Raw genomic sequence first — 26,352 nt, forward strand, 5'->3', positions numbered from 1 at the left:
ACATTCGTATCATGAATGGTTAACAACTACATTGATGACAACTCTTCTTCTAACTGCTCTAACGATTTATTCGATGTTTCAGGAAGTAGTTTCACCACAAAGACAATTGCTAAGTAGTTTATTACCGCGAAAATTAAGAATACAGGTCCTAAACCAAGTTCGGCTTGCAATACAGGGAACAAGTAACTCACGATCGCATTCATAATCCACATAAAGAACACAGAAATCCCCATCGATAACCCACGGATTTTTAATGGGAATAACTCGGCTAATACCACCCAAGTTAAAAAGCCCATTGTCCCTTGCATCACACCAACAAATACCGCACCAAGTAACCAGATCAACGTTGCTTTAATATCCCCAGTTAAGAAATAATCCGTTGCTGCGATTAATAAATGTAACGATGCCATTAAAGCAAAACCACCGACAATTAATGTCTTGCGCTTAAAGCGGTCAACTAAGAACAGTACCCCGATAACCATTCCCCCAACAGAGAACACACCATTTAATACGTTAAAAACCAAAGAAGTTTGTTCAGAAAAACCAGCCGTTTTCAGTATTTCTGTACCATAGTACATAATTACGTTAACCCCTGTGGTTTGCTGTAAAGCAGCCCATACCATCCCAATCAAAACTAATTTAAAAATCCAAGGGGTATTGAAAATTAAAGCTAGATTTTGTTTTTTTCCATTTGGGTTTTTCTTTGCTTCTGCGGCTTCAACATCTAACAATGTGACAATATCTTCATATTCCTGAATAGCACGTTTTTCTGGGCGAATTTGTTTTAAAATGTTCAATGCTTCTTCACGACGATTTTTACTCATCAACCAACGCGGGCTTTCCGGAGCTTTCCACATACCAAAAAGTAAGCATAAAGCAGGTACAGCTTGCACTAACAACATATAACGCCAAACGTCTGGTAAATGCCCCCAAATAGAACCAATAATCGCATTAATCGCAAAGGCAGCAAGTTGACCTATCACAATTGCCACTTCGTTTAACCCGGTGAGTTTGCCTCGCATTTCTGTAGGCGCAACCTCTGAAATAAATGTTGGTGCAGTGACTGATGCACCACCAACAGCAAAACCGAGAATAAATCGAGCTACAAGGAGAATTTCAATATTCGGTGCAGCGGCAGATAAAAAAGCGCCAAATAGGAAAAGAAACGAAAGGTAAAGTAAATAGGTGCGTCGCCCGATAAAATCAGCCACTCGCCCGCCGCAAACACTTCCAAGTGCGGCACCAACCAACAAGACACTCATCACAAGGCCTTCAGTGGTCGGTGTTAACCCCATGTTTTCTTTCAGTGAGGAAAATGCCCCGTTGATTACACCAGTATCATAACCAAAAAGTAACCCACCAAAGGTTGCTACCAAGGTGATTTGGTGCAACCTTTTTCTCTGTTGTTCATTGAGATTCATTATTAATGACATATTATTACCTTATTATTTGAATCATTATGTCTACCAAAAAAGCAAATTTTCAGTATTTAAATAAATTCTTTACATGTTAAGTATTAAATAATGAAAAATTTTTGGCGCTCTTATTGAATCACTACTTGCAAGCTTCAAGGCTATTTTATAAATCAAAATTCACAAATGAAAACAAACACTTAAATTGAATTTAAAAATTAAACAGTAAAATAGCCACAAATTTTATAGAAGCATTACTGCTTGTAGGGTATTTAATTAATACGTAAGACAAATATTAATGTATATATTTATTAAATAATCGGATGAATATATCTGAATTCTATTGCGGGCGAAAAATCATTTTTTCGTCCGCATATTAATAATCAATTAAAATATAATTTAAAAATATAAATTAGAGTTTAACTTCTTTTCCTGTTTTTAATGATTCAAGTGCTTTGTCTGCAAGATATAATGCAAACTCACCATCGGTACCTGTGGTTTCTGATTCAGCACGTCCAGCTAAAATATCAACAAAATGTTCCCATTCAGCTTTGTATGCCTCATGATAGCGTTGTAAGAAGAAATATTCGGGTTTAGCAGACAAACAACCGACTTCGCTTAATAACGCAACGCTATTTTCTTTTATATTCCCAGCTGTCAGCAGCCCCTTCTCACCATGCAGTTCAATGCGCTGGTCATAACCATACCCTGAGCGGCGGCTATTCGATATGGTCGCCATGGCCCCTGAAGGGAACTTCAAAATAATGAATGCGGTATCGATATCACCCGCAAGGCCAATCGCAGGGTCTACTACATTACTTCCTTGGGCAAATACAGAGCAAGGTTCTTCACCAATCATAAAGCGCGCCATATCAAAGTCATGAATCGTCATATCTCTGAACATACCACCGGAGACTTTGACATACTCTGCTGGTGGCGGTGACGGGTCTCTAGATGTAATAATTAAAGACTCAGCTTTACCAATCGCCCCTTGCTGGAATAAATTTTTGAGATGGCGAAATTGCGGGTCATAACGGCGATTAAAACCAATAAACAATGGGACATTGTGTTGTTTAACACTTTTAAGGCATTGTCTTACTCGTTCAAGATCGAGATGAACTGGCTTCTCACAAAAAATGACTTTTTTATGTTGAGCCGCTAACTCAATTAAATCAGCATGTGTATCTGTGGCAGAAGCAATTAAAACGCCATGCACATTTGGGTCTTGCATCGCTTCTTCTGTGGTTTGTACTTTAGCTTGGTACTTTTCAGCCAACGCAGATGCATTAGCTTGGTACGGATCAATAACAGAATAAAGTGCGGTTTCTTTATGGCCGGCAATATTAACAGCATGAACCTGTCCAATACGTCCTGCGCCGAATAGTGCTATGTTGAACATTCAAATGCTCCTTGATACCTTAAATCCACTATTTGGATATTACGAAATATACCAAATAAAACATTCATTTCAATTTATAATTTTTTGGAAATTATGTTTTTGGGCTCTAGGTAACAAATGTTGCATTAAAGTGTATTTTTAGTGTTATTTAGATCACAAAATAATAATGTAACTCATCACTATCTGACAATAAAGTATGTACTTTACTGCAACTTTATTTTCTGTTTCTGTTTTATTAATTCCGACCAACTTAAATTTAAAACATACATTTCAACAAAAAGAAAATTAAACTATTAAAACCATAAAAAAACCCAGCAAACGCTGGGTTTAAAAATACACATGACGACAACTCATAAACACAATAAGTGAAATCCTTGCGGATATTCACAATAATACCCGACGAAATGAGGCCTACACCATCACTCAAAATAAAACACCTCCTCAATGGCATAACACCATCGAGTTATTTTGATGATACGTAAACCACCAATAACACGTTAATTAATAAAGCCGTACCTTATGTTCAACTTTATGTTTAATTTCCTCAGCCGCCGCAACAATTTCAGGCTTTTTAGCAACTTGAGCTGTTCCTGTACGCCACCACGCTTCATAACCATTAGTCATGGTTTTTGGAAGCACTTTAATATCAATCAATACACAACCTGAATGCGTTTTAGCATCCTCCAAAGCAGAGATCAGCTGAGCTTCATCATGAACTCGATAACTTTTACAACCATAGCTTTCTGCATTTTTAGCGAAATCCACTTTCACTAATGGCCCATCCAGTAGGCCTGTTTGTGGATTGCGTTGGCGATTTTCAGTCCCAAAACTCCCCATGCCTTGGCTCATTTGTAAATTATTGATGCAACCAAAGCCCGCATTATCAAATAATAAAATAGTGATTTTAATATTTTCTTGAATTGCCGTTTGCAACTCACTGTGTAGCATCAAATAGGAGCCATCCCCGACCATGGCATATACAGGTTGTTCTGGAGCCGCAATTTTCGCGCCAACAGCCGCAGCAATTTCATACCCCATACATGAATAACCATATTCTAGATGGTAAGTATCCCGCTGCTTTGGTAGCCAAATACGCTGTAAGTCCCCCGGTAATGACCCCGCTGCCCCCACAATAATCGCGTCACTCTCCATGTGCTGCTGCATCAAACCTAGAACCCGAGTTTGCGCAAGTTCAGTGCCGAGTGTTTTACTGTATTCTTCAAGTTTATCATCAAGGTGGCCTGCAATTTCTGGGATAAAATCCAACGGCCGATACTGAATGCTAAACAACCGGTCTAATTCGTTCTTCCATTGTTGCTTCGCCAGTTGAATTTCATGTCCCCATTGGGCCTGATAGCCTGACCCCTTCATTTTTGCATCAAGAGCTTGCAAAGCTTCTTTTGCATCTGCTACCACTTTTAATGCATCTAACTTACTGGCATCGAATTCAGCAACGTTAATATTTAAAAACCGCACACCTTCTTTACTAAACAATGACTTAGATGCCGTGGTAAAATCAGTAAAACGAGTCCCAACACCAATAACCAAATCAGCTTCTTTTGCAAGTAAGTTTGCCGCAAGCCCACCTGTCGTGCCTATTCCCCCTACATTTAAAGGATGGTTGGCAACAACAGCACTTTTACCCGCTTGAGTTTCACCAAACGGAATACCGTAAGCCTCCGCAAATTGAACGAAATCATTATGTGCTTCTGAATAACGCACACCACCACCACATATCAGAAGCGGCTTTTGCTTACTTTGAATAAGATGAGCGGCTTCCTCTAGACTTACACTTGTTGGCGGCCGACGTTCAATGCGATGAATTCGCTTTTCAAAGAAGTAATCAGGGTATTCCCATGCTTCCCCTTGAACATCCTGAGGTAAGCAAATGGTAACGGCCCCCGTATCAGCAGGGTCAGTTAATACACGCATTGCATTAATCATCGCTGCCATTAGCTGTTCAGGCCGCGAAATCCGGTCCCAATAACGAGATACAGGGCGGAAACAATCATTCGTGCTGATTGTCCCATCACCATATTGTTCGACTTGCTGCAAAACAGGGTCTGGTTGACGAGTGGCGAAGGTGTCTCCTGGTAGTAATAACAACGGAATACGGTTGGCTGTAGCTGTTGCCGCCGCCGTTACCATATTAGCTGCCCCCGGCCCTACCGAAGAAGTCACTGCAAAAATTTGTTTCCGTTTTTTCTGTTTGGCAAAGCCAGTCGCAATATGCGCCATACCTTGCTCATTACAACCTTGATAAACTCGCAGATGTCCAGGCGCTTCTTCAAGCGCCTGACCCAAACCGACAACGTTACCATGGCCAAAAATCGTAAATATTCCCTGAATAAACGGATACTGCTCACCATCGACATCAACATATTGTTGGTTAAGAAACTTTACCAATGCTTGGGCTGTAGTCATTTTCTGCTTATTCATATGGGTCTCCATTTATTCCATGGTTGGCATTGTGAAACTACTTTCATGATGTTCTAAACGTACGCTAGCAGGCCAACGACTAGTCACTGTTTTCATGCGAGTATAGAAGCGAACACCATCATTTCCATGAACATTGAGAGGCCCAAAAATTGAACGTTTCCAACCACCAAAACTGTGGAAAGCCATTGGTACTGGGATTGGGATATTAATTCCGACCATTCCAGCTTGAACATTTTCTTGGAACTCACGGGCTGTTTCACCATCACGTGTAAAAATTGCGGTTCCATTGCCGTATTCGTGTTGGTTAATTAGTTTCAACCCTGTTTCAAAATCAGGTACTCGTACAACAGCTAATACAGGCCCAAAAATTTCTTCTTTATAAATATCCATTTCAGGAGTCACATTATCAAATAATGTTGGCCCAACAAAATAACCCTTTTCAAAACCCGTTACTTTGAAATCACGACCATCAACCAATAATGTCGCCCCTTGTTTTTCACCACTCGCAATATAGTCGCAGATTTTCGCTTTATGCTGTGCTGAGATTACTGGCCCCATATCATTTTCTTTGCCATCTGTAATACCGGGTCCCACGGTCATTTTGGCTATCTGAGCTTTCAAATTAGCAATTAATGTATCTGCCGTTTCATCCCCTACGGCTAATACAACAGAAAGTGCCATACAACGCTCACCCGCAGCCCCAAATGCAGCGCCCATTATTGCATTCGTAGCCTGCCCCATATCCGCATCAGGCATTAAAATACAATGGTTTTTTGCTCCACCTAACGCTTGGCAACGCTTACCATGCTGAGACGCTGTGGTATAAATATATTCGGCAATCGGAGTTGAACCAACAAAGCTTACCGCTTGAACTTCTGGTGCAGTTAGCAGCGTATCAACAGATTCTTTATCCCCTTGAACGACGTTAAATACACCGTCAGGTAAACCAGCTTGCTTTAACAATTTAGCCAATTCAAGAGCCAAAGACGGGTCTTTCTCAGATGGTTTTAAAACAAAAGTATTACCGGTAGCAATCGCCACTGGGAACATCCACATCGGTACCATAGCAGGGAAGTTAAATGGGGTAATACCAGCACAAACACCTAGTGGTTGCATTAATGAATGACTGTCCACACCTGTGGCGACATTGGCCGAGTGTTCACCTTTTTGTAAGTGAGGAATGCCACAAGCAAATTCAACAACCTCTAGGCCTCGTGTAATCTCACCCACCGCATCAGAAAACACTTTACCGTGTTCTTTAGAAATAAGGCGCGCTAAATCATCCATGTTATCTTCAAGTAACGCTTTAAATTTAAATAAGATTCGAGAGCGCTTTAATGGCGAAAGTTTCGACCATTTTGGAAATGCTTTATGAGCAATCGCTATGGCGTGTTTCGTTTCATCAGCACTGCTTAATACCACCTGTGCAATTTGCTCGCCCGTTGCTGGGTTGAATACAGGTGCAAATCGACCGCTTTTGCTCAAAACTATTTCACCACCGATGAAATTATTAATCTGTTCCATGTTGCCTCTCTTTAACTGACAGGATTACGTTGTTACCCAATGTATATGAAATATTTGTTTCATTTGCAATGAAATTTGAAATAACATTCAATTTATGTGATCTAGACAAAGTTTTTATGAAATTTCTAATTCAAGATAGAAAATGCCATTTTAAAAAGTCTCCTAATCACTTATTTAATTAGGTATACACGTCTATTGCAGTGCAGACAGAAGCACTTACCAACTAGGCACAATAAGAAAAGCAATCAATGTAACTCATTCAATTTGCTAACCGAAATTCAAATTATTTTAGATATATAAAGATAGAGAATGTAGAAATATGAACTAACCGTTTCAAAATAATTCGACTAACCGTGCAAAACAACTACAATTAGAGCCAAATCATGGAGGTTATATGTCAAGTGCATCAAATTTAAATGAGTTTCAAGAGCAAGTTCGCTCTCGTTATGATGAGCTAAGTAAACGCTTGCAACAGGTGGCTAGGTACGTACTCGATAATACAAATAGTGTCGCATTTGATACCGTTGCCGTTATTGCAAAAGAAGCCAATGTTCCACCATCAACATTAATTCGTTTTGCAAATGCGTTTAATTTCAGTGGCTTTAATGAAATGAAACAATTGTTTCGTATGAACCTTGTTGAAGAAACAGCAAGCTACACTGATAGAGCAAGGCTATTTCGCGAAATGGATAGTGCTCAAGAATTGAGTGATGACCCCGCTCAAATTTTAAAAGAATTTGCTCACTCCAATGCACAAGCCTTGCAGCAAATGGCAGCTAGGACCTCTGCCGAAGATTTAGAAAAAGCAGTTTCATTATTAGCTAATGCACAAAATGTCTACATAATTGGCTTGCGTCGCTCATTTAGTGTCGCGACCTACCTCAGTTATGCATTAAGCCATTTGGAGTGCCGCCCTGTTCTGATAGATGGTCTTGGGGGAATGTTTAAAGAACAGATCAGTAAAATTAGTGAAAACGATGTGGTTATTTCAATTAGTTTCACCCCCTATGCATCAGAAACAGTAATGGTTAGTGAAAAAGCAGCACAGTCTGGTGCTAAACAAATCGTAATTACTGACAGCCAGATTAGCCCACTCGCCAGTTTTAGTGACGTTTGCTTTGTGATTAAAGAAGCGCAAGTGGATGCATTTCGTTCCCAGTCAGCAACGTTATGTTTAGCTCAATCATTGACAGTCGCCTTAGCCTACCGTCAAGGAAGTAAGTTAGTTTAACGCTACTTTGGCTCGAAAACTAAATACCTCCATTAGTTTAGAGCCCCTATTTGGCCGTTTCCATTACTAAATTGATTTCTCTTTGCTACATACCGCCGCTCAAGTGGGTTTACATAAATGATTTCTTTAATTTGTGAGTTTCATCAGAAAATACAAATTTCGACAACACATTAATATGAAATTATTATTTCATCCTGTTATGTTGGGAGCACATGAATTTCTGATTTAAAACCGATAATAAGGAACGACCATGTTAAATACACACTTTCTTTATTTACTGGGCCATCTTCGATTGCTTGAAGAGCAGCACTCTGTCACTTCTCTTCATCGCTCAGGGATTGGTTTAATCGGAACGTCCATTCATAATCAACCTTATATTCATGCAGTAAAATGCAGTGCTCATCATAGTGAGTTGGTATCTGTTTGTGATATCGCTCCCCCACTTCCCTCTATGTCTTATTTTATGTATCAAAAACAACAAATAGAGGCACTGGTCAATAACGATGACGTTGATTGCATCATCATGACAGCAGTCTGTAGTGATGAGCTATTGAAATTTACAATCAATGCCGCAATTGCAGCAGGAAAAGATATCTTACTCAATAATATCCCAAGCTTTAATGAAAAAGAGCTTGAAGAATTATTCATAAAAGCAATACGAAACGATGTTTTAATTGACTACAGTCAAGCACTCACTTTTGAGGACTCATTTAATCAAATAAAGCATGTCTTGCACACTCAAAACAAATTAGAAACAGGGTTATTACGCTTATCCGCTCACCGGGTCATTGAGCCAGAAAATAGGTTACCATTCAATATACTAAGAGGTACGATTACACAAAAAATTGAACTGTTATTAACCTTACTCCCTGATTTTTCATTTTCTACAGCGTCAATTCAGTTTTCACACCCTTTCGCAAAAATGGAAGATGGGGATGTGCTAATAATCAATTTGCGTCATAAAGGGGGGTTGTTAATTTCATTTGAGCTATTTTTTAATACGGGGAATATTTCAGACAAATTATCTCTAAAACAGTGCAATCAAAGTTATGAGGTTGAAAATAAAGTACTATTTAACCCACAAAGACAACAACTTAATGAAAAAAATACTATTTTTAAACAAATAGACCAATTCATTCTAAAACTGCACGGCGGTACTAAACTTACACAACCAGCTCATTGGGCACGTACTAATGAACTTACCAATGAAATATTAAAACAATTATACGATGAGGGGTTTATTTAAGTACGATAATGACAAATTAAGAGATACAGCAGCTCTGTTAACCTATTTTTTAACTTACAGAGTTAAGTTTTCCAACATTATCGTGTGGATACGTTTAACCAATTGATCATTAAGTTTTTTATTCAGCCAATACTAAACAATGTTAGTGTAGAGTACTGCGCATCCCGCTGTTAACATTCACTACGCCATATAAGAAAGAGGCTGGCTCAATATTGAATAAGTAGGCAAACTGAAATAATGAATCTACATCAATACAACTTTCACCGTTTTCGAAACGTCTCATTTCATCTTCAGTTACCCCAATTAAATTCGCAGTTTGTTTAACGGTCATTTTATGACTTTCTCGTTGATTACGAATTTTTATCCCCAACATCTTAGCGATACTGTCTTTACTCATAATACCCCCCTGGGTTACATACGTATAAGCTATCTAATTAAGCGACGCGTAAATTAACACCACTTTTCAATTTATAAATTGACTTAAAATAACTAAATTCCGATTAAACCAATCATTAAAAGACTATTTCTATCGAAGGAAAACACAATAAAAACATAACATTATGATATTATTATTTTTTATTATTTCATTGTTGCAGATAAGATTCGATTGGTACTACATTACCCCCCCAATGAAGAATGGGTTAATTTACTCACCTATCCCTAATCGTGAACAATGTATCTATCAGATTACAATAATATTTTAGCTTATTTTTTAAATTTGATGAAATAAACTCTATACATTTAATGTTATTTACTTATGGAAATCGTGACAATTTGTAGTTAAGCGTATCAATAAGTTTCCATACGGCTATTGTATAAAAAAAATAATATTTGTGGTTATAAAAAATAGCCCTATTTTTTATAACTAATCATCGTTTCAGCAACCCATTAAAGATAAACGGCTTATATTTTCATTATAAATCACAACAATCCAAGCTGGATCTGTTTTTTATATCAATCCATTTACAATCATCTCAAAAGGATTATCGGCATTTAGCAATAATAATATTAACTGTTCTTTATCTATTTCTATAGTTGTACGTTTATTTACTTTAAACTTAAATAGTTATTAATACATATTTAATGTTAAACTAACAACAAATAATTGTATTTCAGTCGGTAACAACAATACTTTTAGAAGAAAAACTTACTTAACTTCACATCTTTTTAATCAAACTGTCTGTAGACATGGTATTCTATTGCGAGCATCCATGAATTCTTATCTAGTATCATTGTCAGTATTAAGCATTATTTACTTTATTGATCTAGGTAATAGCAACTTGAAAGGATAATCATGCTACAAGAAAGCGTTATCAGGGAAATCATTCTCTGGATAGAACAAAATTTAGAATCTCGCCTATCCCTAGATACTGTTGCCGATAAATCAGGATACACTAAATGGCATTTTCAGCGCCTATTTAAAAACCAAACTGGCTTGGCACTTGGCTCGTATATCCGAGCAAGGCGCCTTTCCTGTTCAGCGGTAGCATTACGATTAACTAACGACAGCATTATGGATATCTCACTGAGATACCGATTTGATTCGCAACAAACATTTTGTCGCGCTTTCAAAAAGCAATTTAACCTTACCCCTTCTGAATATAGAAAGCGCAAAGGTTGGAAGGTCGATGGGTTCTGTCTGCCACTTCGTGAAAATAAAGAACTTCAATTCCAAGTCAGACTTACTCAATTGCCCGCAATAAATTTACTTGGTATTAAGCATCGATATACCAAGGATATAAATGGTTGGAACCTTAAAACCGATGAATTACGCAGACAATATTGGAAAAAATTTCTTGATAAAAACCAATATGTGACGCAGCACCTATATGCTATTCATGGTGTAGACTTGAGCTCTAATGAAGAAGGGACTTTCTTATATATTACTGCATTAGATGAAAAAGATGTTGATATCACCCCACCACAAGCAACAAACTTTCAACTACCGAGTGGAAATTATTTGGAAATTAAATTAGATGGTAGTCTGCAGGGGATTGATTACAACGATATTATCTATACTGCTTATGGTAAAGTTCTAGCTGAAATGGATATTGTCCGTGGAACTGGTTCGGATATAGAAATGTATGTTTTAAACTCCAAACCTACTTACGAAGCATTTATAAATAACCCCCATCACTACATCCAAGAATTGAATTATTATATTCCAGTGCTTGTTTAACTACTCACAAACAACCCGCATTACTCTGCGGGTTGTTTGCAAATTTAATTGAAATTAAAAGGTCACATTAACTTTTGCCCAAAAAGTTCTTCCTGGCTCATTAACAGGCTGGTTTGATGAATAACCAAATCCACTGTTACCCGCTAAATTCAAATGCTCGCTATATGTTTTATCAAATAGATTATCAACCCCTGCACTTAATTTCATATTTTGATTGACAACATACGCTGTATTTAATGAGAAAATAGTGAAACCCGCACTCTGACTAAAATCTTTTCCAACAACATTACCATCATTAATCGCAACACGGTTTTGACGACTCACAACACGTAATAGACCAATTGTTGTCCAATCCCCTTTTTCCCATGACAACCCTAAACGCCCTTCTAATGGGGGCATTTGTGGCAATGCTTTACCATCTGTACGGTTTTCTCCCCATGAATAAGCGAGACTCGCATCTGCTTTCCATTCATCATTCAGTTTTTGGGCAATACCGAGCTCCCCGCCCATAATAAGCGCATTTACATTTTCTATCTGGCTCATGCGTGGGTTTGTTGGGCTATAACGAAACAAAATAAAATCATCCACATGACCAATATATGCAGAAACCCATGCATTTGTATTTTCATGTGCATATTTAGCTCCAATATCTAACTGGGTTGTTTTTTCAGTTTTCACCTTATCAAATACATTATTGGTACCATCCGGTCCCAATTTAGGTGAAAATAACTCCCAATAATCTGGGAAACGCTCGGTATATCCTACACCGGCATACAGCATAACAGGGGTATCAGATAACGAATGTTCATAACGAGCAAAGCCTGCTGGCATTACTGTATTACGCCCAGAAGCCCCTATACCTGTATTATTATCAACGATCACACGATCTAACCGTGCTCCACTGACCATTTTGCCTTGTGTGGTTGCATGCCAAGTCAACTCACTAAATACCCCATAGTCTTGGAATTGAGCATCCTTTTTCCAACTATTATTCTGATTTTTTCGGTGCTTATTTGTTTGCATATCCGCACCGCTACGTAGCTCATAGTCAGTCCATAACCATGTACCCATAACACGCCCACCCATGGTTTCACGGTCAACTCGCATTTTCATTGGCATATTCATCATGCCATGACCGCCATGTCCCATATGCCCCATTCCCCCACCTGAAGGTGAACGCAAAGAGTAATTATCCATAATATGATCAGCGTAATTGTAATAAACATTCGCTTCAACCTTATCAAGAACATCACCAATATTGCTCTTTTCAAAGCGCAAACCTAAACTTTCCCGTTTAAATTGAGAACCATCCATCCCTCTTCCAGCATAACGGGCCTCCCCGTCACCTTTCCCTGCGGTTAATTCTAATAAAGTATACTCATCTGGCGTCCAACCCACTGCGACATCAGCATTCCATTTATCCCATTTAGAGGGTACTTTATGCCCATTACCATCTTTATAATCATTAGAACGGGATTTATTACCAATGACTCGAATGTAACCTACTTCATTACCTAAACTGATATCAGCATTACCATCCCAGCGGTTATTTGATGCAGTTAATGCACTTGCATTCCCTTTTATACCAGCTTCAGTAAACAAAGGTTTTTCTCGTTCAAAACGGATCGTGCCAGCAGAATTCCCTGGTCCCCATAAAACGGTTTGTGGACCTTTAATCATATTAAGAACATCGAAGTTTTCTGGCGAAATATAGGATGTTGGAGCATCCATACGGGAAGGACAGGCGCCTAACATTTCACTATCGTTAGTTAAAATACGTAAACGCGAGCCAAACATCCCGCGAAAAACAGGGTCGCCATTTGTCCCACCATTACGAATTTGCGAAAAACCAGGGATAGTTTTTAGGTAATCTGAACCATCACTTGCGGGAACTGGCTGCCTTGGGGTTTTAGGCGATGTAGTGATAGTTAATGGAGAATCAACAGGTGCAGTAACAATCATCACTGAGCTATCTGTAATGAGACTCTGATTAGCCTCATTTTTAGCTGCTGTAGATTCGCTAATAACCGCACTAACCACCAACGCTGCAACGGGGGCAATTTTAAAAAATTGAGTATTCATTTGCTACCTATGTATCGATATCAACACTAATATTTCTGCTATTCACCTTTGTGTCTAAAAATTTGCAACAGGAATACCAATCCTGAAAATAGTATAAATTCAAGATGATGAAAAACCTTCTGTGCAAAAAAACACAAAATAACAGTCTGAAAAATAATTAATTTTTAGATAAGCATAGGAATTGAGGAGGGGCTCTAGCTAAATGTAATGACCATGGCCTATACAGCCAAAATTGAATACAACGCTCAAAGGGGATAAAAATTGCCAGGGTTGCCAGTTGACGGATTACCGCAGCAACAAACAGAATTAGAAATGGGAAATGAATCAATAACTGGCAGTAACCACAGGCTATGTCTTCCATAGGCGACTGACCAACCCCTGTCATTAACATATGATTCATGGGTACCGATAGCTCACAATTTTCAGGCATTACTTCCCCCTGATGCTTATGCATCAAAGGCGCAGCCGTCTCACTATGTGCTTCTGTGCAAGCGGTTGCATGTTCCATTGATTTTGAAACCAAAGGAGCAATAAACAGCATTGCGACAGCAAGTAAAGCAAGATAAGCAGCTAACTGTCTGATAAAAGGACGCAGGTGCAACGTTTTTCCGTTATTTTCAATACCCATTTTTATAGGGCGAAAGTGTATCTTATTTGGATGCCTAATGTTATTGATTTTCACCATTAATGTTAAATCGCACGACAATTTTGTACTATTTGTACAGTGAAAGGAGGCTTTTCGCTTTTATACAACTGTTTGTTTTAGGATTTACCTATCCTATTGGCATCATTTGTTGGATGAATATTATTTGAAAGCGGTAAATGAAAACTAGCAGATAGAAAAGACATGATTGCAATCATAAAATAATAAGTAAAAATATAAATAAGTTACCTTTAATATAATTAAAAGCTAAAACCATATTAAAATAATGATTATTAGCTTTCTTTAATAAGCAACTGAAATTAGAAAAAACTGAAGTGAACGATAAGAAATGAATGTTATACAGACTTTCGCCTGTATAACATTATCAAGAAGGATATTACTTACCTGTCGGCGTCCCTTTCTTTTCATGTACCATCATCAAAGCCTGCTCAACACTGCGCTCGATAATCGGCCGACGCTGATCATTTTCAGGTAATAATTTTAACATCATTTGCCAAGCTGAAATTGCCTCTGCATAGCGCTCTTGTTCAAATGCATTGAAAGCAAAAATGCTCAGCGCTTTCACATTCGTGCGATCTTTAGCAATTAATTTTTTGAGCAATTCAGCACCTTGGCGGTTATCTTCAGGGTCAGACGAGCGAGTAAGAACCTCGGCATACCCTATAATGACGTTTTCATCTTTAGGCGCAAGACGATAAGCTCTGCCATAAGCATCTGTCGCCATGGTCGCATTATTGAGTACCATGCCAATTCGCCCTAACATCACCCATGCCTCGATATTTTGAGGGTCTTCTTGTAAACGTGTCCGTAAGCCTAAAGCTAAGTGTTCCATTTCCGCATTGTTCAACGGGGGCTCAGAAGGGTCTAATGCTCTATCTAGTAAAGCTGGGGCTTGTTGGTAAGCATTATTCCAATCCGTGACTTTAGCGTAACTACCCACTTGATAATAGGCGCCGCCAGCTACACCTAAAGCAATCACTAACCCTGGAAGGTAAACCCAATTACTGGCACGGGAGGCTTCTGGTAATACGCCATCATTACCCTGTTCCACCTGCTTGATGCGCACCCGTTTTCTCGAACGGGCAAAAATAATCCATCCCCCCAATGCGATGGCGGCAAAAGGTAAGCCCCATAACATCATGGTGAGTGGCGTTAATGGCGGGTTATAAGTCACAAAATAACCATAGCGGGCAACCATGTAATCAACAATCTCGTCCCGGCTTTTACCTTCTTTCATCAACTCATACACTTTTTGACGTAAGTCCAGCGCAATCATTGAGTTAGAGTCCGCAATACTGTTATTTTGGCACTTTGGACACCGTAATTCTTCCGTTAACTTGCGAAATTGTTGTTCCTGCTGTTCGCTATCAAAAGTAAACACTTCAGTAGCCGCATATGTGACTGTTGAGCTGAGTACTAACATGAATAAACCGAGTAAATACCTCATTGGTTCGCCTCCTGATTATAGCGTTCCCAAAGGGGTTTAAACTCTTTTTCCCAAACACGTTCGTCCATTGCCCCTGCATGGCGATAGCGGATCACACCATTGCCATCGATTAAAAAGGTTTCTGGTGCGCCATAGACACCGAGATCAAGGCCCAACATCCCCTCCCCATCAAATAAACTCAGTGCATAAGGGTTACCAAGCTCTCGCAGCCACACAATCGCTTTATCACGCTTATCTTTATAGTTTAGCCCCACAACCCGTACACCTTGTGCAGACAGTTTATTGAGATACTGATGTTCTGCACGACAAGTCGGGCACCATGTCGCCCATACATTAAGTAAAATCGGTTGCCCCTGTGTTAATACATCAGATTCATAATGTTTCCCGGGGTTTTCTAATGATTCGAGCCTAAATACAGGAACAGGTTTACCAATTAGAGCAGATTCAAGTAAACGAGGATCATCCCCCTCCGCATTACGCATTAGCTGCCATAATAAGACGGCGGCTATCCCTGCAAAGATAATAAAAGGGATTAAAAAGACTTTGCGATTCATGCCGTTTCCCTCTGTAATTTACGACGACGGTAGCGTGGGTCAAACATGCAAAACAACGCACCAACTGCCATCAATACACCACCTGACCAAATCCAGCGTACAAAGGGTTTATAATACAAGCGCATGCTCCATGTACTTTTTGATATTTCTTCACCCAAAGCTGCGTATAAATCACGGGTAAAACCACCATCAATAGCCGCTTCTGTCATTACAGCACGACTAACGTTATAAAAACGTTTTTCAGGCATCAAAATACTAACCACTTTGCCTTTTTCTGTTACAGAGATGCTACCTATAACGCCTTGATAATTAGGACCATCGGCTTCTCTGACGCCATTAAACGTAAAGGTGTAAGCCCGAATATTAATGCTATCCCCTGGCTTCATTTTGACATCACGCTCAACACTGTAGTTTTGGCTGAAGGCTATCCCAACTATCGTGACGGCTAAGCCTAAATGCGCCAAAACCATGCCCCAATAACTCGGCGTTAGTTTGATTTTTTTGCTTATACGAACTTTCATTTCAGCAAAAGCTAAAATTGCAATCCAGCACGCCATCATCAAGCCAACAACGGTTAACGCCTCAATACGATCTTCCATTAATAGCGGTAAAACAAATGACAACACTAATGTCATTATCGTTGCAATAATAAGCATTTTTTTGATAGCAGCAGGGCGATCTCGCCCCCAGCGTACTAACGGCCCAATCCCCAATAGCAAGGCAAACGGCACCATCAAGGCGATAAACATAGTATTAAAGAACGGCTCACCAATCGAAATCGTCCCCAAACCAATTTGTTTATGCACTAAAGGTAATAATGTCCCTAATAAAACAACCAACATTGCTGCCGTTAAAATAACGTTATTCCCTAATAGCATGGACTCACGTGACCACAATGCGTTGTTGACCCTTGAACGAACCTTATGCCCCCTTAATGCGAACACTAATAAAGAGCCACCGACCACCAGTACCATGAAGGCAAGGATAAATAGTCCTCGGGATGGGTCTGAGGCAAAGGCGTGTACAGAAACTAGAACCCCAGAACGCACTAAAAATGTGCCAAGCAAGCACAAGGAAAAAGCAAAAATCGACAATAATAATGACCATGCTTTAAATGTGGCTCGCTGCTCAGTGACAGATAATGAGTGGATCAGAGCTGTCCCCACTAGCCATGGCATGAATGAGGCATTCTCAACTGGGTCCCAGAACCACCAGCCGCCCCAACCTAATTCATAGTAGGCCCAAGCCGAACCAAGCATAATGCCAAGGGTTAAAAAGAACCATGCCGCCATCGTCCATGGGCGTGCAAAGCGAGTGAAAGAGCTATCTAAACGCCCGCTAAGCAATGCCGCAATGGCAAAGGCAAATGCCACAGAGAAACCAACATACCCCATATACAACAATGGAGGGTGAAAAATTAGCCCAGGGTCTTGTAATAACGGGTTGAGGTCTCGCCCTTCAATCGGGAAAGCCGGCAACGTACGTGAAAATGGGTTTGAGGTGAAGATAATAAATAACAAAAAGCCAACACTGACCATCCCCATTACCGCGAGTACTCTAGCCACAATATCAAGTGGCATACGATAACTTCCTATTGCTACGGCAAAAGTCCAACCGCTCATCAACAATACCCATAGCAATAAAGAACCTTCATGAGCCCCCCATGTTGCGGCTATGCGGTACCAAATGGGTAGTTGTGTGTTGGAATTATTAGCAACATAAGTCACAGAGAAGTCGTTAACAATAAAGGCATTGACTAATACTAAAAATGCCCCTGTGACACATAAGAAAAGTAACCATGCTAATGGACGAGATGATGACATTAAGCGTGCGTCATTACGTGCCACTCCCCATAAAGGGTAAAACGACAGTAAAACCGCAATACCTAATGCTAAGCAAAGCAGAATGCTACCAATTTCAGGGATCATGATGCATTGTCCTTATAGGCAGCTGCTGGCCTGCGGTGATTTTCTTGCATCGCTTTTTCAACTTCTGGTGGAGTGTAGTTTTCATCGTGTTTCGCCAAGACTTCTTTGGCTAAAACATGGTTGTTCGCTTGTAATTCGCCTTGAACAACAACCCCCTGCCCTTCTTTAAATAAATCGGGCAAAATACCGTCATAGCTCACATCTACCTCACCTTCAGCATCATAAACCGTAAAGGTGATTTTTAATGAGTTTGGGTTTGAGTCATCGCGTACAACACTGCCTGGCATTACCATTCCACCCACACGTAAACGCTGCCCAACCTCTGGAATTTGATGGGTTTCCCGTTTACCATAAATAATTTCACCGGGTGTATAGAAGAGGTCAATACTGGAGCGTAGCGCATATAGGATCAACGCCAATGTTAAACCGACACCGACAAGTATGGAACAAATTAACCAAAGCCGGTTACGACGACGAATATTCACATCCCCTCCCTACGCGCTCTTGCCGCTTTTTGCCTTACTTCACGAGCTTGCTGTTTAAGAATTGCGTTTATAATCATTTTTCTTTGAAAAAATGTATGCAAACAGAGTAACAGAATCGGTATTAAGGTTAGCGCAACAGCCAGCCATACATAAAAACCATAGCCCCCCATCGCAAAAAAATCACTCCAAGATGCAAATGCGGATGTCATGACTTGCGGCCTCCCTTATTAACTATGTCTAATACCCATGGGCGATTGCGTTCTAGAATCAATAATTGATTACGTAAACGAATTAATGTCAAAGAAATAAATAAAAATAAGTAACCCAAGATAGCTAAACGGAGTGGTGTGCGCATTGCAGGGTTAATACTTTCTTGCATACGAGTAGAAGGCTGATGCAGCGTTTGCCACCATTCAACAGAGTAATGAATGATAGGTAAATTTATCACCCCGATTAACACTAAAATAGCCGCTGCTTTGCCCGCCATACGACGATCATCAAACGCATGCCATAAAGCAATAATCCCCACATATAGAAAAAGTAAAATCAGCTCTGAGGTTAAACGTGCATCCCATACCCACCACGCGCCCCACATTGGTTTACCCCATGTTGCACCTGTCACTAATGCAATAAACGTAAACACTGCTCCTATGGGAGCCATTGCTGCTATGGCCAATTCCGACACTTTCATTTGCCAAACTAAACCCACAAAGGCCGTGATCGCCATGGCTGCGTAAATCCCCATTGACCACATTGCAGCTGGAACATGGATATACATAATGCGATAACTTTCACTTTGAACTTTATCTGTTGGTGCGAAACCAAAACCCCAAATCCAACCGACAGCTAAACAGACTACACTCAATATAATAAACCACGGTACTAGACGGCCGCATAACCGGTAAAGGTTGACTGGAATGGCAAGTTGATGAAGCTTTTTCCACATAGTTTAGTTACCTTGATTTTTTATATTGTTAGTAAATTCTGCATAACAGCACATCATACAATACACGTTAAAAAAGCAAATATATTGATTTAACACAAATATAACTTAGGCTGATCATACTCAGATGTATAACCAGCCTATTTGTTAACCATTGTTTACAAATCATAGTTATAAGCAATGGTAAAACGACTCTCTAAGGTTAGAAGCCCGGTTCAACTTCACGCATATCCGGTAATTTATGTGCGATCCCTTTATGGCAATCAATACAGGTTTTACCTTCAGTTAAAGCTTGGTCATGCATTTTTGCCGCGACCCCTTTTTGCGCAGTAAAATCCATATACTCAAAGTTGTGACAGTTACGACATTCCTGAGAGTCATTATTTTTCATCCGGCGCCATTCGCTTTGTGCCATTGCCAAACGGTGGTCTTCAAATTTTTGTGGTGTATCAATAATGCCAAAAATCTTACCGTATAATTCTTTACTGGCTTGAATTTTGCGTACCATTTTGGGGCCAAATTCATGGGGTACGTGGCAGTCTGGACAAGTCGCCCTCACACCACTACGGTTCGTATAGTGAATGGTATCCATATATTCTTCATAGACATTTTCACGCATCTCATGGCAACTAATACAAAACTCTTCTGTATTCGCCATTTCCATCCCCGTATTAAAGCCCCCCCAGAAAATCACGCCACCCACAAAACCGATCAGCAATAAGGTGCCTAACGCTAAGCGACTTGGTCTACGCCACCAACGCCATATTCGTCCAATTAAGCCAAAGAGCCCTTTACGCGGCTGTTTTTCGCCATTGACCTGCTTATCATTGTTATTTGCCATGTCTCCCCCTTATTTCCCAAAGCCTTTGGATGGGGTAAATGTGTTATCAATGATAGGTGCCGTATCTGACTGCGGCACATGGCACTGTAAACAAAAATAGCGATTTGGTGCGACTTCACCAAGCACTTTACCTGTTGCATCCATAAAGTGTGTTGGACTCACTCTTGGCGCACCTGTTGTCCGGTAATTCTCAACACCATGGCACTGTAAACAGCGGTTAGTATTCGTCGTAATTTGGTAACCTTCAACGCTATGTGGGATCATCGGCGGTTGGTTCACATAGTTTAGCGCCATTCTTTCCTGTTCTTTCGGAATATGAATGCTTCCCTCTGTCGTACCAGACACTTCCGGTGATTGAGACAAATCGACACCATTAGCAGCCCAAACAAGACTACTAACAACAAGGGCCATACCTGCAATTGCGCGGCTTAGCGTCTTTTTCAGGACAGGATTTTTCATGATTTAGCTCCCGAGCTCCATCGTAGTGTTATTTTAAAAACATCCTCAGAACAGACATCAATACAACGACCGCAAGTAATGCAGTCTTTATCTGTAATCTGCGCTGGGGCTTGCTTATCTAAGACCGGGGCACGCAGTACTTGCGGCTCCGGACAAATGTGGAAACAATCCATACAGCGGCTACAATTTTGTTTATTTTCCGCTGTAACAACTAATGCGCCTTTACAACCCGCGATGCCATACAGGGCACCCAGAGGGCAAAGGTGACCACACCATCCATGTTCCACAACCAATAAATCGAATAAAAACAGTGCAACGAGGACTAATGCACCGCTACCAAAACCAAAAATTAAACTGCGCCCCATTAATGAAACTGGATTTAACCATTCCCAAAGAAGAGTCCCTGTCACCGCTGAACCAATGAGGATCACTCCGAGCAATACATAGCGGATATAACGCGGTATTGTTGCGGACTGGCTTAACTCAAACTTACGGCGCAACCAAGCTGCCGCATCCGCGATCGGATTCACAGGACAGACCCAACTACAGAAAATACGCTTACCTAATAGTGCATATACCCCGAACACAATAACTGCACCTACCAGTGCCGAAATACCGGGTAAATATCCACTTGCTAAGCTTTCTAAGGTAATGAGTGGGTCAGTCAAAGGCACAGTATCTAGCAATAAGCTGCTACTGTAGTTCCCATGTAAAACCCAAACACCGAACCATGGCCCACTGAGAAACATAGCGAGCACAAGCAATTGGCTCACACGTCGAAATACCAACCACTTATGGCTATGCCACCAGCCCTTTTTAGCCTGAGCTTCACGTCCGGCATCACGCTTACGATTTGCCATTGTTGCCCTCCAGCCAGCCAAAACGGTAATGATGACCTAATTCACCTTTCGCTAGCGACCTTGGTAATACCTTGATAGCAGCTTCTTCCAGTACACAAGCCTGTTCACACTTACCGCACCCTGTACAGTAATTGCTATTGACTGTTGGTAAGAACCTCGCATGTTTACCTGTTCGGTGATTTTGTTCCAATTCCAAGGTGATTGCTTCATCAATAAGTGGACATACTCGGTAACAGACGTCACACCTTAACCCTTGAAAATTAAGACAGTTTTCCTGATCTAACAAAACTGCCAATCCCATTCGTGCATCATTAATTGATTCAATGTCTTTATCCAGCGCACCACTTGGACATACCTTGGCGCACGGAATGTCTTCACACATTTCACATGGGTTTTCACGGGCGATGAAGTACGGGGTTCCTGCTGCTAAGCCTGATGCTAATGTTGCTAGTTTCAACATGTCATAAGGGCAAGCTTGCACGCATTGACCACAACGTACACAAGCACTTGAAAATGCCTTTTCATCAAGAGCGCCCGGTGGGCGGAGCCTAACTCCGCTGGCCCGAGACGTTTGTTGCTGAAGCCCCAGTACCACACCAACAGCCGCTAACCCGCCCGCTGCGCGAGCAACATCACGCAAAAAACGACGGCGACTGTTCTGGGACTTAGCCTTTTGAGCTTTCGCTTTCTGGGGCATTAGCTATTACACCTTTTCTAATTTAACGGCACATTTTTTGTAATCCGTTTCTTTTGAAAGTGGGTCCGTTGCATCCAGTGTTAAGTTATTCACTAGCTGCGCAGCATCGAAGAATGCCATGTACACTAAGCCTTTCGGTGGTCTGTTACGGCCACGTGTCTCCACAATCGTCGTCACATCACCACGGCGTGAAACCACTTTGACTTTGTCTCCACGACGTAACCCTCTGTCTTTCGCATCTAATGGATGTATAAAGACTAATGATTCAGGGAAAGCTCGATGTAATTCGGGAACACGGCGAGTCATACTTCCAGTATGCCAATGTTCTAATACACGTCCGGTTGATAGCCACAGGTCATATTCTTTATCTGGAGACTCTGCCGCAGGTTCAAATGGCAATGCAAAAATAACCGCTTTACCATCTGGCTTACCGTAAAATTGATAACCAGCACCGGCTTTAACGTATGGGTCGTTCCCTTCGCTATAACGCCACATGGTTTCTTTGCCATCGACAACAGGCCAACGAATACCACGTGCTTTATGATATTCATCGAAATCAGCAAGGTCGTGACCATGACCGCGTCCAAAGCCTGCATATTCTTCAAACAAGCCTTTTTGCAAATAAAAACCAAGTTCACGAGATTCGTCGTTTAACTGGTCTTCAGCGAGTTCGCTAACAGGGAATTTAGTCACCGCTTCATTGGCAAATAACACGTCATATAAGGTTTTTCCACGTAGCTCCGGTTTTTTTGCCAATAGCTCTTCAGACCAAACCTCATCCGTTTTAAAACGACGAGAGAACAACACCATCTGCATTAAATCTGACTTTGCTTCACCCGGTGCTTTAACTTGTTGGCGCCAAAATTGAGTGCGACGCTCTGCGTTACCATACGCCCCTTCTTTTTCTACCCACATCGCCGTTGGCAAGATCAGATCGGCGGCTAACGCACTGACTGTTGGATAGGGGTCAGAAACAACAATAAAATTACGCGGATCACGCCAGCCTGGCATGCGTTCTTCATTAATATTTGGGCCTGCTTGCATATTGTTGTTGCACATTACCCAATAGAAGTTCAGCTTACCGTCTTTGAGCGCTCGGTCTTGAGCAACAGCATGTAAACCGACTTTTTCAGGAATAGTGCCAGCAGGTAAGCCCCAAACACCTTCCACTTTTTCACGGTGTTTTTCGTTAGTAACCACCATGTCAGCAGGTAAACGGTGAGAGAATGTCCCAACCTCACGCGCAGTACCGCATGCTGAAGGCTGGCCAGTTAAAGAGAAAGGACCGCAACCAGGCTGAGAGATTTTGCCGGTCAATAAATGTAGGTTATACGCTAAGTTATTTGCCCAAACGCCACGAGTATGCTGGTTAAAGCCCATCGTCCAGTAAGATACCACTTTGGTATTCGGGTCAGCGTAAAGTTTCGCTAACTCTTCTAATTGATCTTTTGGCACACCAGTCATTTCTGCCGTTTTATCTAACGTATATTCTGCGACAAATGCCTTATATTCATCCCATGTCATTGGCTCTGATGCATCGGAACCCGCATTTTTTGCACTTTTTTCTAATGGGTGAGTTGGGCGTAATCCATAACCGATATCTGTTGCACCACGACGTAAATTCACGTGTTTATCGAGGAATTCCTGATTAACTGCATTATTTTGAATAATGTAGTTTGCGATATAGTTTAGGATCACAAGGTCAGATTGCGGCGTAAATACAATCCCGTTATCCGCCAATTCAAAACTACGATGCTTAAATGTGGAGAGTACCGCAACACGTACATCTGGATTAGATAGACGGCGGTTAGTAATGCGTGACCATAAAATTGGGTGCATTTCTGCCATATTCGAGCCCCACAGAACAAATGCATCTGCGTGCTCAATATCATCATAACAACCCATAGGCTCATCCATACCAAAAGTACGCATGAAGCCAACAACCGCAGACGCCATACAGTGGCGAGCATTCGGGTCTAAATTATTCGAGCGGAAGCCCCCTTTAAACAGTTTCGACGCTGCATAGCCTTCCCAAACTGTCCATTGACCTGAACCGAACATTCCGATGCCTTCAGGGCCTTTATCCTTCAATGTGGTTTTGACTTTTTCTTCCATAACATCAAAGGCTTGTTCCCAAGTGATTGGAGTAAACTCACCATTTTTGTCATATTCACCGTCTTTCATACGCAACATCGGCTGTGTTAAACGGTCTTTTCCATACATGATCTTCGGTAAGAAATACCCTTTGATACAGTTCAGACCACGGTTAACAGGAGCCTCAGGGTCACCTTGACTTGCTACAATACGGCCATTTTGCGTTCCCACCAGAACGCCACAGCCTGTACCGCAAAAACGGCAAGGCGCTTTGTCCCATTTGATACTTTCCTGTTGACCAACAACAGCTTTCGCAATGCTGGGTGCACCAATACCGGCCGCCGCAGCAGCGGCCGCTATCGCATTGGCTTTCATAAAGCTACGACGACTGAGTTTCATAATCTTCCTCACCTTGCTCATCCTGCTGGTGATACACCAGCGAAACATCTAGTACACCATCAATATCGCGTACTAAATCAATAGTATCTAACAATGCTCTGCTATCTTGACCTTCAACCACAACGATCAGTTTTCCGTTGTCTGGAGAACTTAACGCAACTTCACAATTCGAAAATTGTTCTATTTTTTCGGTCACAGCAGACATTCGTTCACTTTTTACTTGTACGATTAAACTGCACACTTGATAGTTACTGTGCATGTTCATGCTCCACGGTAATGGCTGATACTGGGCAACTTGCAACACAAGCTCCGCAGCCTGTACAGCCTTGCGTTTCTATTTTTGGCTGGTAAATACCTGCCAGTGACGGACGAAAAGAGATGATTTCTGGCTCACAACTGTCTTGGCAACGACGACACTCGATCGAAAGATACGCAAGGCAATTCTGGCCAATCGAAATTGAGATATCCCAAGGTTGGGAATGTTTTGATAGGAAAATAGGTTCAGGGCATGATGCCGCACACGCGTAACAGAAAGTACATTCTCCGCGTTTAAAATCAACAACGGGATAGCCGCCCGCGCCTGGTCGCAAAATTGCAGTTTCACAACTTTCCACACACGCGTTGCAACGGGTGCACAATTCGATAAATTGCACTTCACTACCACTCCATGGCGGCCGAACCACTGGAGCTGCGTTACGCCACGCACCAGTTAATACTCCCCGACGGGTGAGATCAACCATGTTTTTTCCTTTACATTGCCAACAAGAAAACTAAAAAGTACTAATAAACCGCATTTTTTATATGTGTATTTATGAGAAATATTAACGAGAGAGGTTATAAAAATACATACTACCTAGGAGGTAACAGGAGTAATAACACGACTTACGCCCTAAAATGATGACATTGGTTTTATTGATGGAATTGACCCTCAAAATAGAGCCAAAAGAGGTAATTAAGACAATTTATTAATTATTTTTTAACAATCATTCAATATGATTTTTTAAATTAAACCTAACTTTTAATGTTATGGGTTTAAATTAACACCAAAAACTACTACTAAAGTGGTATATGCAATGTCATTTTGCAAAAAAATATATGCAATATTTTTGATATTACGCACATTTTACTTTTACTCTTTTATTATAAAAATAATAAAAGAGTAAATAAAATTTAAAAAAACACATAAAATCAACGAATTAAATTAAAATTAATTTTATTTTAAATAATAAGAATCATTACGATCCATTTCATTTAAAACAGTTTGAAAACTAGTGACTAATAACTATATCAGATTTAACAGTACCTCATTTTTATTATTTCTCTGCATTCTATTCCTTTAATACAAATTATCTTTTGATCAAAAACAATATTTTTAGTGTGGTTTTTTGTTACACATATAGGCTGGCAATGTCTTGATAGCATCTGTGCGCTTACTATCAAACTTATATAACAAAAATATATCCAAATTC

The 26,352-nt window shown here is 40.6% G+C and carries 23 protein-coding genes; 3 read left to right on the top strand and 20 right to left on the bottom strand.

Features of this window, described 5'->3' with window-relative positions:
- Nucleotides 1-26: 26 nt before the first annotated feature.
- The 4 genes from RB151_RS15425 to RB151_RS15440 form a co-directional block, all read right to left on the bottom strand.
- Nucleotides 27-1,433: a sugar porter family MFS transporter gene (locus RB151_RS15425; RefSeq protein WP_042845190.1), complete on the bottom strand. Its 1,407-nt coding sequence runs from the start codon at nucleotides 1,431-1,433 to the stop codon at nucleotides 27-29.
- 391 nt (nucleotides 1,434-1,824) lie between these two features.
- Nucleotides 1,825-2,811 carry an inositol 2-dehydrogenase gene (gene iolG, locus RB151_RS15430; RefSeq protein WP_042845192.1) on the bottom strand — a complete coding sequence of 329 codons (987 nt, stop codon included), beginning with the start codon at nucleotides 2,809-2,811 and terminating at the stop codon, nucleotides 1,825-1,827.
- Nucleotides 2,812-3,312: 501 nt separating this feature from the next.
- Nucleotides 3,313-5,250 (bottom strand): 3D-(3,5/4)-trihydroxycyclohexane-1,2-dione acylhydrolase (decyclizing), encoded by a 1,938-nt coding sequence (gene iolD / locus RB151_RS15435; protein WP_094301216.1) that lies wholly within the window; start codon nucleotides 5,248-5,250, stop codon nucleotides 3,313-3,315.
- A gap of 12 nt (nucleotides 5,251-5,262) precedes the next feature.
- Complete coding sequence (locus RB151_RS15440) at nucleotides 5,263-6,774, bottom strand: CoA-acylating methylmalonate-semialdehyde dehydrogenase (protein WP_042845196.1); 1,512 nt, start codon at nucleotides 6,772-6,774, stop codon at nucleotides 5,263-5,265.
- A 394-nt stretch (nucleotides 6,775-7,168) separates the two neighbouring features.
- Between RB151_RS15440 and RB151_RS15445 the strand changes: the two genes are divergently transcribed.
- Nucleotides 7,169-8,005, top strand: a complete 837-nt coding sequence (locus RB151_RS15445; RefSeq protein WP_042845197.1) for a MurR/RpiR family transcriptional regulator — start codon at nucleotides 7,169-7,171, stop codon at nucleotides 8,003-8,005.
- A gap of 250 nt (nucleotides 8,006-8,255) precedes the next feature.
- Nucleotides 8,256-9,251: a hypothetical protein gene (locus RB151_RS15450; RefSeq protein WP_042845198.1), complete on the top strand. Its 996-nt coding sequence runs from the start codon at nucleotides 8,256-8,258 to the stop codon at nucleotides 9,249-9,251.
- Nucleotides 9,252-9,393: 142 nt separating this feature from the next.
- Here the strand turns inward: RB151_RS15450 and RB151_RS15455 are convergent, their stop codons facing one another.
- Nucleotides 9,394-9,648, bottom strand: coding sequence for a helix-turn-helix domain-containing protein (locus RB151_RS15455; protein ID WP_042845200.1), 255 nt, complete (start codon nucleotides 9,646-9,648; stop codon nucleotides 9,394-9,396).
- An 897-nt stretch (nucleotides 9,649-10,545) separates the two neighbouring features.
- Here RB151_RS15455 and RB151_RS15460 point away from each other — a divergent pair.
- A complete protein-coding gene (locus RB151_RS15460) occupies nucleotides 10,546-11,430 on the top strand; it encodes a helix-turn-helix domain-containing protein (RefSeq protein WP_042845201.1) in 885 nt (294 codons plus the stop codon).
- A gap of 54 nt (nucleotides 11,431-11,484) precedes the next feature.
- On the opposite strand, the gene RB151_RS15465 is transcribed toward RB151_RS15460, so the two are convergent.
- The 15 genes from RB151_RS15465 to napF form a co-directional block, all read right to left on the bottom strand.
- Entirely contained in the window at nucleotides 11,485-13,512 is a 2,028-nt protein-coding gene (locus RB151_RS15465) for a TonB-dependent copper receptor (RefSeq protein WP_071548300.1), read from the bottom strand.
- A 157-nt stretch (nucleotides 13,513-13,669) separates the two neighbouring features.
- Nucleotides 13,670-14,140: a DUF2946 domain-containing protein gene (locus RB151_RS15470; RefSeq protein WP_225832980.1), complete on the bottom strand. Its 471-nt coding sequence runs from the start codon at nucleotides 14,138-14,140 to the stop codon at nucleotides 13,670-13,672.
- A 412-nt stretch (nucleotides 14,141-14,552) separates the two neighbouring features.
- Nucleotides 14,553-15,623, bottom strand: a complete 1,071-nt coding sequence (locus RB151_RS15475) for a cytochrome c-type biogenesis protein CcmH (RefSeq protein ID WP_042845203.1) — start codon at nucleotides 15,621-15,623, stop codon at nucleotides 14,553-14,555.
- Complete coding sequence (dsbE, locus tag RB151_RS15480) at nucleotides 15,620-16,177, bottom strand: thiol:disulfide interchange protein DsbE (RefSeq protein ID WP_042845205.1); 558 nt, start codon at nucleotides 16,175-16,177, stop codon at nucleotides 15,620-15,622. Before dsbE ends, RB151_RS15475 begins: the two co-directional genes overlap by 4 nt.
- Entirely contained in the window at nucleotides 16,174-18,105 is a 1,932-nt protein-coding gene (locus RB151_RS15485) for a heme lyase CcmF/NrfE family subunit (protein ID WP_042845207.1), read from the bottom strand. Before RB151_RS15485 ends, dsbE begins: the two co-directional genes overlap by 4 nt.
- On the bottom strand, nucleotides 18,102-18,590 hold the full coding sequence (gene ccmE / locus RB151_RS15490; RefSeq protein WP_042845209.1) for a cytochrome c maturation protein CcmE: 489 nt from the start codon (nucleotides 18,588-18,590) through the stop codon (nucleotides 18,102-18,104). The genes RB151_RS15485 and ccmE overlap by 4 nt, the downstream gene beginning before the upstream one ends.
- Nucleotides 18,587-18,799: a heme exporter protein CcmD gene (ccmD, locus tag RB151_RS15495; protein WP_048607973.1), complete on the bottom strand. Its 213-nt coding sequence runs from the start codon at nucleotides 18,797-18,799 to the stop codon at nucleotides 18,587-18,589. Before ccmD ends, ccmE begins: the two co-directional genes overlap by 4 nt.
- The gene (locus RB151_RS15500) at nucleotides 18,796-19,536 is read right to left on the bottom strand and encodes a heme ABC transporter permease (protein ID WP_042845213.1); all 741 of its coding nucleotides are present in this window, start codon (nucleotides 19,534-19,536) and stop codon (nucleotides 18,796-18,798) included. Before RB151_RS15500 ends, ccmD begins: the two co-directional genes overlap by 4 nt.
- 199 nt (nucleotides 19,537-19,735) lie before the next feature.
- Complete coding sequence (gene napC, locus RB151_RS15505) at nucleotides 19,736-20,374, bottom strand: cytochrome c-type protein NapC (RefSeq protein ID WP_048607975.1); 639 nt, start codon at nucleotides 20,372-20,374, stop codon at nucleotides 19,736-19,738.
- A gap of 9 nt (nucleotides 20,375-20,383) precedes the next feature.
- Nucleotides 20,384-20,833, bottom strand: coding sequence for a nitrate reductase cytochrome c-type subunit (gene napB / locus RB151_RS15510; protein WP_042845215.1), 450 nt, complete (start codon nucleotides 20,831-20,833; stop codon nucleotides 20,384-20,386).
- Nucleotides 20,830-21,693 (bottom strand): quinol dehydrogenase ferredoxin subunit NapH, encoded by an 864-nt coding sequence (gene napH / locus RB151_RS15515; protein ID WP_071548301.1) that lies wholly within the window; start codon nucleotides 21,691-21,693, stop codon nucleotides 20,830-20,832. The genes napB and napH overlap by 4 nt, the downstream gene beginning before the upstream one ends.
- Entirely contained in the window at nucleotides 21,680-22,390 is a 711-nt protein-coding gene (gene napG / locus RB151_RS15520; RefSeq protein ID WP_042845217.1) for a ferredoxin-type protein NapG, read from the bottom strand. The genes napH and napG overlap by 14 nt, the downstream gene beginning before the upstream one ends.
- A 6-nt stretch (nucleotides 22,391-22,396) precedes the next feature.
- Nucleotides 22,397-24,883, bottom strand: coding sequence for a nitrate reductase catalytic subunit NapA (gene napA / locus RB151_RS15525; RefSeq protein WP_048607977.1), 2,487 nt, complete (start codon nucleotides 24,881-24,883; stop codon nucleotides 22,397-22,399).
- The gene (napD, locus tag RB151_RS15530) at nucleotides 24,864-25,142 is read right to left on the bottom strand and encodes a chaperone NapD (protein WP_071548302.1); all 279 of its coding nucleotides are present in this window, start codon (nucleotides 25,140-25,142) and stop codon (nucleotides 24,864-24,866) included. Before napD ends, napA begins: the two co-directional genes overlap by 20 nt.
- Nucleotides 25,132-25,623 (bottom strand): ferredoxin-type protein NapF, encoded by a 492-nt coding sequence (gene napF, locus RB151_RS15535; protein WP_042845220.1) that lies wholly within the window; start codon nucleotides 25,621-25,623, stop codon nucleotides 25,132-25,134. The genes napD and napF overlap by 11 nt, the downstream gene beginning before the upstream one ends.
- Between the last annotated feature and the right edge of the window lie 729 nt (nucleotides 25,624-26,352).

This window comes from Providencia rettgeri (assembly GCF_001874625.1).
GTDB classification, from domain to species: Bacteria; Pseudomonadota; Gammaproteobacteria; order Enterobacterales; family Enterobacteriaceae; genus Providencia; species Providencia huashanensis.